Here is a 12016-nt window from a genome sequence, read left to right as displayed (position 1 = left end):
GATATCCGCCTCCGCCGCTTCGGTTTCCGCCATTACGGTTGCGGTTAAACCCGCCGCTGCGTTGTCCGCCACGATCACCACGATTTGATAGGTTGCTTAGAATTTTTTCCAAACGCTCAGCTGCGATACCGATGTTATTCGGTCCTGCAACGGTATTGCGTTCCATCAATACAGAGATCAATTTATAGGCAATTTGTTCTTGATCGTAATCTTGTTTCAACAAATCAAGCACTTTATGCGCTTCATCATAGACATGTTGTTTTTCAATTTCACGAACCAAACGGGTAACTTGCGCCTCTTTAACATCCAATTTACTTGGAATATACGCGTGTTCCATTGTGGTACCGACTTTAGCACGGATACGTTGAAGTTCTTTAAACTCCATTGGAGTAACAAGGGTAATTGCAACCCCTTTTTTACCCGCACGTCCTGTACGTCCGATACGATGAACATAACTCTCAGGATCGAATGGGATATGGTAGTTGAAAACGTGAGTAACGTCATCGATGTGCAATCCGCGCGCCGCAACGTCTGTCGCGATCAATACATCAACGGCATCGGTTTTAAGCCCTTTGATAACACTTTCACGTTGACGCTGCTCCATGTCACCATGTAGTCCTTTTGCCATATAGCCTGCAGCTGAAAGGACATTAGAGAGACGATCAACCTCTTTTTTGGTTCGGCAGAATACAACGGTTTTTTTCGCATCTTCTGAGTCCATAAGACGGATAATCGCATCATCACGTTCTGATTCTTCAATAACATAATATTGTTGCGTAATATCCGTGTTCGTTGTCTCAGATTTGGTGATTGATGCAAAAAATGGATTTACCAAAATACGCTCAGCCAATTGTTTGATCGGAGCAGGCATCGTTGCTGAGAAGAGCAATGTTTGACGCTCAGTCGGCAAGTAGGTGAAAATCTCATTAATATCATCCAAAAAGCCCATATCGAGCATTTCGTCTGCTTCATCCAAAATAACGGTTGAAGGGGTAAAGCCTTTGAGCATATTACGGCTCAACATATCAAGTAATCGTCCCGGAGTAGCGATGATAACTTGTGCGCCGCGCTCGATGAGATCCATTTGACGGTTATACGAACTTCCGCCGTAAATTGTTACGGTACGAACACCCAAGTGTTTACCGTATTTGAAAATTTCATCACCGACTTGGTTCGCAAGTTCGCGTGTCGGAGTGATGATAAGGGCTTCAATTCCCCCTTTTAAATGCATTTTATTCAATGCAGGAAGACCGAATGCCGCTGTTTTACCTGTACCGGTATGAGCTTGTCCTACGACGTCACGCCCTTCCATAATAACAGGAATAACCATTTGTTGAATCGGACTTGGAGTTTTGAAACCGGCATAATTGATACTTTGCATGATCTCTTTTCTAAGACCAAAAGATTCAAATGTTACCAAGTTTTCGTCTGTGATTGCTTCTTCTATTACGTTCATAATTTACCTTTGTATATACGCCATCGGAAAACCTATTTCCGACCAGTTACGCTTGCCCACTCATGGGGGAGAGAAATTTTAATGAGGATAAGTTGGATTCTCATCCGCGAGGGCACCTTAGAAAAAGATTCGTCAATCTCTTTAGAAGGTACCCAAAATTCAAATGGAATGATAGCTGAATATTTTATAAAATACGCTGATAGTAATACGTTAACAAAAGATAAAGATAACCTTTAGTTTCAAAACGTTTCTATTTTGTCTGATTTTTTTAATCTTTTAAAACTATACTTCCGAAAATGTATACTTAAAATCAGGAGTCATCATGTTCAATGTAAAAATGGAAAAAGAGTGCGGCTGTTTCAAACGAAGCGGTATGGAGAGTGTTAAAACGTTCGAAAACAAAGACGATGCGATGGTTGAAGCAAAAGAATGGGCAGAAGAGATGAATGAAACTTTTTGTCAAAAACACAATTTTTCAATTGTCGAAGAGGGAAATGACCTCATCATCAAAGTAGAGATGGTCTAATTTATTTTGAACGCCAAAGGAATAAAATCCCTTTGGCTACGCTAGCCGCTATGGCACTAAAGCTTGCCCTAATCGGGCAGAAATTTTCTATTTTACAGTTTTAGAATCAATTTTTTAATCACCATTTTCTTCGACCAAATCGGATCTTTCAGATCTAATATTTCACGTACTTCATCATTCACCAAACGATACGAAACCACCACAACCACTTGATCCGCACCCACTGTCATAGGTACCGTAAATGTTTTAGAACCAAGGGCTGGAATTGAGATATTTTGAACCGTTTTATCCGCCAAATGAGGGATTGTCGGCTTGCCCCGTTTGGTTAGATAATGCGACGTCAACGACAAACTTTCTGATTTAAGCACTTTAGTGCCGCTGTAATATTGAGCATCAATCACGATTTCACGTGAGCCAAATCCGCTTGGCAACGCATGCGGTTGAGGATTGGTCAATGTAACCGCTAAATTTGCCCCTGATTTACGAGCATCCACTTTTAACGCACCCTGCCACATTTGCTCGGTATGGGCACCTTCGAAACCATGCTCACGAATGAGACGTTTTCTTACTTTTCCGTTTACATCTCTCAATGTTGCTGCAACACCATCTTTTCGAGGCCCCATATGACAATCAACACACGCTCGCCCACCATTAGCAAATTCTGCTTGCATATTGGTAAAGCGGTGCCCCTCTTCTGAGGAGTCGTTGGCATGACACACAAAACAGAGCTGATTAGGATTATTATCCATAAAATCTCTTGGCTCAACTTTATGATAAGGGGATTTAGCATCATCATAAGGGCCGCTCATAGTCCCACTTTTCATCCATGTTACCCGATGAATTCCCCGCTTTGAATCCGGAAGATTATCGTGAATTTGGTCAATATTATGGCAGACCACACAGTTAATGCCCTCAGAAATCGTATCGCTTTTCAGTGCTTTGGCTGTAGCCGTATCTTTATCGAGATTCAAAGCGGCAATCGCTTCGTATTCAGCAGACGTTGAAGTAACCGAAATGCGAGGATTGTGACAAACAGCACACTCAATTTTAATGCTGTTCAGCGACTTTCGGTTATTCTTTCGAGCAACATAATCAATCGTTTTTCGGAAGTATTCATCGTTATCGTAATGGGATTTTGAGTGCCAAGAGTCTTCCCACTGCTTTACAATATGGCTATGACAGGCTTTACATTTACCCGAATCTTTAAACTTATCACCAACTTTTACCACTTCCGCAGCATAGAGACTCAAACTTAACACAGCCAACAGCCATAATGAACGCATACTCTCTCCTAACGATGTTTATTTAACCAAACCATTAACCCTTTTTGTGCATGCAGACGATTTTCTGCCTCTTCGAAAATCAAACTTTGAGCCCCTTCTAATACGGCTTCGCTCACTTCAACACCGCGATAGGCCGGAAGACAATGCAAGAATATTGCTTCTTCGGTAGCTAGGCTCATGAGGGCTTCGTCTACGATGTAACCTTCAAAAGCCCGTATCCGCTGTGCTTTTTCCTCTTCTTGCCCCATCGAAATCCACGTATCTGTGGTTACAACCGTAGCTCCCTTGACCGCCTCTTTGGGATCATTAGTGACCATGATTTTAGCACCGCTTTGCTCACTGAGCAAAAGAGCATCGGCGATAACCGCAGGATCACATTCGTACCCTTTTGGGGTCGCGATACGAAGTTCAAATCCAAGCTTGCTTGCTAGCATTAACCATGAATGGGTCATATTATTACCGTCACCGACATAGGCTACGATCGGATTTTTATCTTTGCCGCACTCCATCATTGTCATATAATCAGCCAAAAGCTGAACCGGATGATAACTGTCGCTGAGGCCATTAATAACGGGGACTTTGGAATTTCGGGAAAACTCTTCAAGCATTGATTGCTCGTAGGTACGGATCATCACCATATCACACATCGAAGAGATAACCCGCGCGGTATCTTTGACCGGTTCCCCGCGACCCAAATGGATATCACGATTGGAAAGGAACAGTGCATGCCCGCCAAGTTGATACATCCCTACCTCAAAACTGACACGGGTACGGGTAGAACTTTTTTCAAAAATCATCGCCAATGTCTGATTAGCAAGATGGGGAGTAAAGACTTTTGCTTTTACTTCCTGTTTAATTTGAAGGCCCAACTCCAAAATTTCAAGAATTTCCTCTTTTGAGTAATCTTTTAGGGTCAAAAAATGTCTCACGTCTATCCTTCGATACAAAAAACAATCATATCATAAAAAAAATTCATTAACAATTCTGCCTCAGCTGAGGCAAGCTTCAGTGCCATAACGGCCAGTGTATCCAAAGGTAGGAATTCTCCGTTGGCGTTCAAATCAAGATAGAAGTTGTGCCACTTCTTTAGCATGGTAGCTGATGATAATATCGGCACCGGCACGTTTAAATCCTACCATCGTCTCCATCATCACACGGTTATAATCGATCAACCCCGCGCGTCCTGCATGTTTGAGCATCGCGTATTCGCCGCTCACGTTATACACCGCAAGGGGTAATTGAGACGCTTCACGGATATCGCGGATAATGTCCAAATACGCCAACGCCGGTTTTACCATCAGGATATCGGCACCCTGCGCTTCATCAACGAGACTTTCACGGATTGCTTCACGACGATTGGCCGGATCCATCTGATAGGTAGAGCGATCACCGAAACTCGGAACTGATTCGGCCACATCCCGAAACGGCCCGTAATAACCGCTCGCAAATTTTGTCGAATAGCTCATAATCGGCAGATTCACATATCCACCCCCATCAAGAGCATCCCGAAGCGTCGTAATGATCCCGTCCATCATACCCGAAGGTGCGATCATATCAGCCCCTGCACGTGCATGCACCAGTGCCTGCTGCGCCGAAATTCCAAGGGTCAAATCATTATCCACCGTCTCATGAACGTGATCCAGTATTCCGCAGTGACCGTGATCGGTATACTCGCAAAAACACAGATCCGTTACCACGAACATTTTAGGATAAGAGCGTTTGATGGCTCGAATAGCTGTCGCAATAATACCGTGATCGCACAGGGCATCCGATCCCACCGAATCTTTTACTTCAGGGATACCGAAAAGAATAATCGAATAAATTCCGAGGGACTGAAGAAGTTCACACTCTTTGAGTATTTCATCCAGACTCATCTGATAAACGCCAGGCATTGAAGCAACTTCGTTTTTGATCCCTTCTCCCGGTCTAACGAAGAGCGGATAAATAAAATCATTCACACCGACATGGGTTTCACGAACCAATGAACGAAGATGTGAATTAAGACGGGTGCGGCGAAAACGCTCCATAAATGACTCCGATATAAATATTGAAAGCAAGTGTAGCAAGTGTTAGATTAAGAATAGAAAATTATAATTGCCAGATGAATACACAAATACATTTCGAAAAATCTGCAATCGCCAATCTCCCCAGCAAATACGGGCATTTTAAAATCCGTGTCTATAAAGAGGGGATACAAGAACATTTAGCCATCTTTACCGAACATTTCGAAGAACAGGAATCCCCGTTAGTTCGTATCCATTCCGAATGTCTGACCGGGGATACGTTAGGAAGCATCAAATGCGACTGTAACAATCAGTTACACAAAGCACTAAAATTGATCGCTGAACAAGGGGGCTTGATCATTTATCATCGTCAAGAGGGACGCAATATCGGCCTTCTCAATAAAATCAACGCCTACTGCCTTCAGGATCAGGGACGCAATACGATTGAGGCCAATATCGAGCTTGGTTTTGCACCGGATCAACGTACCTATGATGTGGTCAAAGAGATATTCAACGATTTTAATCTTACAAAAATTCGTCTTCTGACCAACAACCCAGCCAAAGTCAACGTGGTGGAGGGGCTAAACGTCGAAATTACCGAACGGGTTCCTGTTATTATCGATCCAAACCCCCACAATGAAGGGTATTTAAAAGTTAAAAAAGAGCAGATGGGACACATCATTTAGCACTATTCAATATTTATCCTACTTTTTTAAGTTAGAATCTATTACTATAATAAAAAATTGAGGAAATATGCGGTTACTTATTTTACTTTTCATCCTTTTTTTCCCCCTTTTTGCCCTGAGTGACCACTATAAGGCGATCATAGAAGAGCATCCGACGAAAGGGGAAGCTCGCAAAGCCTATGAAAGCTACCTCGCAAACCCCTCATCAATCGTCTCTCAATACTCTCATGATAAAAATTTTCTCCTCCATTTTCGTAAATCAGGAGGGCGTTACATTATCGCGGCAGAACCGTTTGCTTCTCGGCAAGATGCGGAAACTTTCGTTCATACTATCCGTTCTAACCATCCAAAAGCATTTGTATCTCAAGGAGTTGCCGATGATATTCAGTATCTTTTAGCAATACACCAAAAAACTCTGCCTCAACAACAGATACCCGAAGACAAATCAACAACTACAGTAGCAACTCCTACGGTAAAAACATCAGCCATTCCAGATGCTTCCTCACAGGTACCTATGTCTAATGAAGAAAACTCTCTCTTCTCTGTGACATGGAGTTTAATAATCGGTTTGCTCGCTGCACTCTTCTATATAGTTTGGCGTGAAAAAAGTTATAAAACACTCACACAACAATACAATACACTTTTTAAAGAAAAAGAGCAGATTCAAGACTCCATCCAAGCGAAAAATGATTTTATCGCGATGATGAGTCATGAGATACGTGCCCCTATTAATGCCGTTATGGGGATGAGTCATCTCGTTCTTGAATCCAGACTCACCGTTACCCAGCGCTCACAAATTTCAAAAATCAAAGATTCTGCCTCTTTGCTTTTGAATCTCATCAACGATATTTTAGACCACTCAAAAATCGAAGCAGGCAAAATAACGATTGAGCAGATACCCTATGATCTTAATGCTCTTTTAGATGATATTTCCAATATTGTCTCCCATAAAGCCAATGAGAAACAGATCGAACTGATTTTTGATATCGATCGAAGTGTTCCGAACAAATTAATCGGCGATCCGCTGCGCCTCTTGCAGGTACTCGTTAATTTACTCAATAATGCGGTTAAATTTACGGATAAAGGGAGTGTAATTCTCCGAGCCCGTGGACAGCAAATCAGCCGTTTGAACCTCAAAATTCACTTCGAGATCATCGATACCGGTATCGGCATGGATCAAGAACAAATCGCTCGCCTCTTCCAATCGTATTCCCAAGCCGACGATTCCATTGCGCGAAAATATGGCGGAACCGGTTTAGGACTTGCTATTTGTAAAAACTTGGTTTCACTGATGGGAGGGACGATCCACGTCCACAGTCTCCTTAATGAAGGAAGTACTTTCTCATTTGATATCAAACTTCATTCAGATTTTGATTTTGAAAAACGGCACTACCGTCTTCCAACAACCGATTTAATGTCCAAAAATGCTTTAATCTTAGATGAAAATGAAGACAATGCAGCGGTTTTACAGCGGGGGTTGGAATATTTTCATTATGAGGTGAAAACTGTGGTTGATTCACTCGATGCCGTTGCCCTCTTCCAAAAATACCGTTTCGATATTGTTTTTATTGATACGAAGATCTCCTTATGCGGAGAGTTTAAGCGAGAACTCCAAAACCAAATCAAAGACGATCACTTAAAATTAGTCTGGATGGGTGAAGATCTCAAAAAACGGGGGGGCTTTATCCTCTCGAAACCATATAATCAACTCGATATTTTCAATACAATTCTCTCCATCTACGGTTATATGGACCAAAGCGGAAAACACCAAAATAATACCAAAAAACTCAAAGAGAGCCTCAAAAAATTCGGCGGTGAAACCCTTTTATTGGCTGAAGACAATGAAATTAACCGCTCTATCATAGCAGGCTTGCTCGCGGGAACGAATATTGTGATCGTTACCGCAGAAACCGGACAGCAAGCGGTCGACATTGTTCATGACAACGCCAATATTAGTGTTATTCTAATGGATATTCAGATGCCGATTATGGATGGATTTGAAGCATCTAAGATTATTCGACAAAATTCTGATAAAGATATGATTCCAATTATTGCCGTTACCGGAAATACCTTGGAGAGCGATATTCAAAATATCAGTAATGCAGGGATGAACGGTCATATCGCAAAACCGATTGACATCAATACTTTTTACACCACACTCTATTATGCATTTGAAAAATCCCATAATCACCCGATGAAAAGCACCGTCTCGACACTTCATATCGCTTAAACTTTGGGTAAAATGGGGTTTTACGTTTAGATCACCAAACATTAAATCAGATGGACAGCCTCTTTGAAACCCTTAAAAACGTTAATCAATGCCCGTAATATAACCGTTCCCGAAGATTTTTTCGAGAAAGTTGAACACTACAAAACGCTTCTTGAAAAATGGAATAAAGTTCATAATTTAACGGGTGCAAAAACACTTCATCAAATCGATGAGTTTATTGTCGATGCAATCACACCGCTCACCTTTCTACCACCTCTTAAAAAAGCGATGGACATTGGAACCGGTGCAGGATTCCCCGGGATGATTTTGGCAATCGCCATGCCGCAAACTCATTTTACCCTCGTTGAACCGCTCAGCAAACGTGCCAGCTTTTTACAATTTGTAAAAGCGGATTTAGAATTGGATAATGTTGATGTCAAACCGCTCAGAGTAGAACAACTGGAAAGTGAGCCCTACGATCTCATCACCTCACGCGCCGTTACCGATACGGGTATGCTCCTCAAACTCTCAAAACCTTTTTGTACAGAAGGGACCCTTTTGCTCTTTTACAAAGGGGAAAAAGTGTATGATGAAATTGATAAATCACTCGATTACACCATTATTGAAGCAGAAAACCGTCACTATCTGCTTATAAAGAGATAACCATGCTAAAACTTTTATTATTGATCGGCGTCATTGTTGGAGTTTATTTTCTCTTTTTCAAGAAAAAAGCTCTCAAGCCACCTACTTCTGACAACGCACAAGAAGAGGCAATGATACCGTGTGCCAAATGTGGGACCTATGTACAGGTAAAAGAAACACTGATGCGTGATGGCAAATACTACTGCTGCCGCGAATGTTTGGAAGGATAACCATGCTCTTATTCGGTCACCCTTACATACCCTCCAAGTCGTTCTACCATATCGATGCTATCGAAGCAATACGGCATACTCCCCCGAACTCAATCCTCAGTCTCTTTTTTACCCCTGAGAATTTGGACATCATAGAACATCTTCATCAAAACAATATCCGTTTCGCCCTTCATATCGAAACAACAACGGATGCGGTCATTGCTGAGAACTTAGGGGCTTCTTACCTCATCGTTCTTCCCAGACACGCTGAAGCAATCCAAAAAGTGGCGGAACATTATCTCTTTGATGCCAAAATCTTAGGATACCTTGAAGAGACAAAAGAGTTAGAAGATTTAATCGATATGCGGCTGGATGGAGCTATATTTTCAGATAATCTTATTAAGATTACTTCGTAGATTCATTCGTGGTGAGCCTGTCGAACCATGAACCTACCCTTCGACAAAACAAGGGTACCGCTCGCGAAGCGATGTTTCCTTGAGCTCAGGGCGAACGTTATTTAATCAATCCATTCCCGTTTTAAATCTTTATCGAGACAGGCCAAAATTTCGTAGCCGATAGTACCGACTGAGCGGGCATAATGGTTGGCATCATCAAAAATCATCAAGACGTCTTTATCACTCGCAAATGCGGCGTTATCCATCGAAATTCGTCCGCGTAACGCAATACCCTCAGGGGTAATATAGCGGTTGGATGCGAGACGGTCAAGACCGTTCGCGTACCCCAAATCATACGTCGATACCACCTCATCTGCACACGCTTCATAGATACCGTTGTACCCAACCCGCTCCCCTTTTTTGAGAATACGTGTCGCTACTCGATCCCCCCACAACGAAAGAACCGGTTTTAAAGCAGGCTGGGGGAGAGTTCGCTCCATCTCCAAACATCCATATAGGGCAATCCCGACACGTACCATATCCTCTGTGCATACGGATGAGCGAAACGTCCCCCCGGAATTGGAGAGATGGCATCGAAGTTCCCATCCATATTGTTTGGCTAATTCCAATGATTTGCTCTTTGCCTCATTGAAATTTCGGCTCTGCCAAAACCACTCGCTGCTGAGTGTATCGGAAGCCCGTAAATGGCTCATAACACCGATACATACCAGTCCTTTTTCGCTCATTGCTCTAAATGCCTCTTCAAGTTCACCTATGGCAATACCGTTACGGTGCATTCCCGTATCGATTTTCAACTCTACACGGCTCCCCGCAGCAAACGTATCAATCGCTTCAATCGAATTGATAACGTAACTAAAAGTAGGATGTACTTTCGTAGGCTTATCCCCTAAAATGAGGATGTTGTCGAAAAATTCCGCGATCTCTTCCGCTTCACGTTCCAAGCGTACCACCGCTTGCTTTACCCCATACTGCGATGCGGCTTTTGCAATCATGACAGCGCCGTGACCGTAGGCGTTATCTTTTAAAACCACTGCGATTTTATCTTTTCCACCGATTTGGTGTGCGATAATGTCAAGATTATGAATAAACGCCTCACGGCTAAGTTTTATTGTTCCCATATTGATATTATATTGTAAGGTAAATTAATGCGATATTTCCCAGCCGAATTTGAACCTCAAAGTTTTGTACAGCTCATTTTCCCCCATCCTCAGAGCGATTGGGCACCTTATCTCGAAGAAGCACGTCAGTGTTTTGTCAACATCGCCAATGCGGTAGCACGCTATCAACCCTGTCTTATCGTGTGTGATGATGTCGATTTCGTTAAAACCTACTTTCAATCCCATGAAAATTTGATTTTCATCTCGTACCAAAGTGACGATACCTGGGCACGCGATTGCAGTGTTCTGAGCGTCATCGATGAGGATGAAGATGAAGCCCTATTACTCGATTTCACCTTTACCGGATGGGGCGGAAAATTTGATGCGGCTCGTGATAATGCGATGAGTAAAGCGATCGCGGATGTCTATAGCGCACCGATGCAAACAATCGATCTCATTTTGGAAGGGGGAGGAGTTGAAACCAATGCTAACGGTTCGCTTCTTACGACGGCCGAATGTCTCCTGAACCCGAATCGTAATCCTCATTTAGATAAAAAAGGGATGGAAAAAGAGCTCAAAAAACAGTTCGGGGTAGAGCAGATTTTATGGCTTAATCACGGATATCTGGCGGGTGATGACACGGACAGCCATATCGATACCCTTGCCCGTTTTATCGATACCGATACGATCATGTACATCAAATGTGACGATAAAACGGATGAACATTATGATGCTTTAAAAAAGATGGAAGAGGAGCTAAAAGCACTTCGTGATATCGATGGTGAACCGTTTAACCTCATCGCCTTACCGATGTGCAATCCTACCTTTTACGATGATGAACGGCTTCCGGCTACGTACGCCAACTTCTTGATCATCAATGATGCCGTTTTATTGCCGGTTTACAACGATCCGCACGATAATGAAGCAATCGCTATTTGCAAAAAAGCGTTTCACGGACGCGACATTATCCCTATCGACTGTTCCGTCCTTATCCGTCAACACGGCTCACTTCACTGCGTTACGATGCAGTTCCCTGAAGATATAGGATTACGGGTGGAATAACAAAGAGAACCCACTATACAGAAGATAGCCCGAAGCAGCTAATAAGAGCAAGGTTAAAATAATTTGTTTGATATTCAGTTTCATAGCTAAAAGTATAACAACTTAACACTAATGTAACACTTCTTCCTTACAATTCTTCATATTTACTTAAGGATTATAAGTATGAAGAATATTGCGCTCCTCTCGTTGGCGGCTGTTGCTGCCCTTGCCTCAGAACCTATCACGATTCAAAAAATTACCGTAGAAGCTTCTGCACCTAAAGGTGATACAAAAGCTATCAATGCAGACGAAATTGTCAAGTTTTCTCGCCAATCGGATTTGGGTGAAATGCTCTCAGGCTCACTCCCTGAAATTACCCATGTTCGAACAACCTCTATCGGTAATGACATTGTTTTACGCGGATTTAAAAAAGACAATCTTAACGTCA

General features: G+C 42.5%; 12 protein-coding genes and 1 pseudogene. 8 read left to right on the top strand and 5 right to left on the bottom strand.

Features of this window, described 5'->3' with window-relative positions; translation table 11 throughout:
* Positions 1–1456 (bottom strand): DEAD/DEAH box helicase (locus A3G19_RS11165; RefSeq protein WP_294872905.1); only part of this gene is annotated, 1456 nt, incomplete at its 3' end.
* A 322-nt stretch (positions 1457–1778) separates the two neighbouring features.
* Between A3G19_RS11165 and A3G19_RS11160 the strand changes: the two genes are divergently transcribed.
* On the top strand, positions 1779–1982 hold the full coding sequence (locus A3G19_RS11160; protein WP_294872902.1) for a hypothetical protein: 204 nt from the start codon (positions 1779–1781) through the stop codon (positions 1980–1982).
* 92 nt (positions 1983–2074) lie between these two features.
* Here the strand turns inward: A3G19_RS11160 and A3G19_RS11155 are convergent, their stop codons facing one another.
* The 3 genes from A3G19_RS11155 to hemB form a co-directional block, all read right to left on the bottom strand.
* The gene (locus A3G19_RS11155; RefSeq protein WP_294872899.1) at positions 2075–3265 is read right to left on the bottom strand and encodes a multiheme c-type cytochrome; all 1191 of its coding nucleotides are present in this window, start codon (positions 3263–3265) and stop codon (positions 2075–2077) included.
* Positions 3266–3273: 8 nt separating this feature from the next.
* Positions 3274–4194: an ornithine carbamoyltransferase gene (argF, locus tag A3G19_RS11150; RefSeq protein ID WP_294872896.1), complete on the bottom strand. Its 921-nt coding sequence runs from the start codon at positions 4192–4194 to the stop codon at positions 3274–3276.
* A 132-nt stretch (positions 4195–4326) separates the two neighbouring features.
* Positions 4327–5292: a porphobilinogen synthase gene (gene hemB / locus A3G19_RS11145; RefSeq protein ID WP_294872894.1), complete on the bottom strand. Its 966-nt coding sequence runs from the start codon at positions 5290–5292 to the stop codon at positions 4327–4329.
* 74 nt (positions 5293–5366) lie between these two features.
* On the opposite strand from hemB, the gene ribA reads away from it, so the two are divergent.
* The 5 genes from ribA to A3G19_RS11120 all read left to right on the top strand — a co-directional run bounded on the left by ribA (position 5367) and on the right by A3G19_RS11120 (position 9430).
* Positions 5367–5954 (top strand): GTP cyclohydrolase II, encoded by a 588-nt coding sequence (gene ribA, locus A3G19_RS11140; RefSeq protein ID WP_294872892.1) that lies wholly within the window; start codon positions 5367–5369, stop codon positions 5952–5954.
* A gap of 67 nt (positions 5955–6021) precedes the next feature.
* The gene (locus tag A3G19_RS11135; protein WP_294872889.1) at positions 6022–8184 is read left to right on the top strand and encodes a response regulator; all 2163 of its coding nucleotides are present in this window, start codon (positions 6022–6024) and stop codon (positions 8182–8184) included.
* A 63-nt stretch (positions 8185–8247) separates the two neighbouring features.
* Positions 8248–8826, top strand: a complete 579-nt coding sequence (gene rsmG / locus A3G19_RS11130) for a 16S rRNA (guanine(527)-N(7))-methyltransferase RsmG (RefSeq protein ID WP_294872886.1) — start codon at positions 8248–8250, stop codon at positions 8824–8826.
* Positions 8827–8828: 2 nt separating this feature from the next.
* On the top strand, positions 8829–9035 hold the full coding sequence (locus A3G19_RS11125; protein ID WP_294872883.1) for a PP0621 family protein: 207 nt from the start codon (positions 8829–8831) through the stop codon (positions 9033–9035).
* A gap of 2 nt (positions 9036–9037) precedes the next feature.
* Positions 9038–9430 carry a hypothetical protein gene (locus A3G19_RS11120; RefSeq protein WP_294872881.1) on the top strand — a complete coding sequence of 131 codons (393 nt, stop codon included), beginning with the start codon at positions 9038–9040 and terminating at the stop codon, positions 9428–9430.
* Between the two features lie 101 nt (positions 9431–9531).
* Here the strand turns inward: A3G19_RS11120 and A3G19_RS11115 are convergent, their stop codons facing one another.
* Positions 9532–10548, bottom strand: coding sequence for an alanine racemase (locus A3G19_RS11115; RefSeq protein WP_294872878.1), 1017 nt, complete (start codon positions 10546–10548; stop codon positions 9532–9534).
* 27 nt (positions 10549–10575) lie between these two features.
* On the opposite strand from A3G19_RS11115, the gene A3G19_RS11110 reads away from it, so the two are divergent.
* Positions 10576–11589, top strand: coding sequence for an agmatine deiminase family protein (locus tag A3G19_RS11110; protein ID WP_294872875.1), 1014 nt, complete (start codon positions 10576–10578; stop codon positions 11587–11589).
* A 162-nt stretch (positions 11590–11751) separates the two neighbouring features.
* Positions 11752–12016: pseudogene (locus tag A3G19_RS11105) on the top strand (TonB-dependent receptor); the annotation flags it as partial.

Source organism: Sulfuricurvum sp. RIFCSPLOWO2_12_FULL_43_24, from assembly GCF_001829605.1.
In the GTDB taxonomy this organism is placed as follows: Bacteria; Campylobacterota; Campylobacteria; order Campylobacterales; family Sulfurimonadaceae; genus Sulfuricurvum.
This window is presented reverse-complemented; position numbering and strand designations above follow the sequence as displayed.

Coding starts and splice junctions, on each gene's coding strand:
- A3G19_RS11160 (WP_294872902.1), top strand. CDS start 1,779: ATGTTCAATGTAAAAATGGAAAAAGAGTGCGGCTGTTTCAAACGAAGC.
- A3G19_RS11155 (WP_294872899.1), bottom strand. CDS start 3,265: ATGCGTTCATTATGGCTGTTGGCTGTGTTAAGTTTGAGTCTCTATGCT.
- hemB (WP_294872894.1), bottom strand. CDS start 5,292: ATGGAGCGTTTTCGCCGCACCCGTCTTAATTCACATCTTCGTTCATTG.
- ribA (WP_294872892.1), top strand. CDS start 5,367: ATGAATACACAAATACATTTCGAAAAATCTGCAATCGCCAATCTCCCC.
- A3G19_RS11135 (WP_294872889.1), top strand. CDS start 6,022: ATGCGGTTACTTATTTTACTTTTCATCCTTTTTTTCCCCCTTTTTGCC.
- A3G19_RS11125 (WP_294872883.1), top strand. CDS start 8,829: ATGCTAAAACTTTTATTATTGATCGGCGTCATTGTTGGAGTTTATTTT.
- A3G19_RS11120 (WP_294872881.1), top strand. CDS start 9,038: ATGCTCTTATTCGGTCACCCTTACATACCCTCCAAGTCGTTCTACCAT.
- A3G19_RS11115 (WP_294872878.1), bottom strand. CDS start 10,548: ATGGGAACAATAAAACTTAGCCGTGAGGCGTTTATTCATAATCTTGAC.
- A3G19_RS11110 (WP_294872875.1), top strand. CDS start 10,576: ATGCGATATTTCCCAGCCGAATTTGAACCTCAAAGTTTTGTACAGCTC.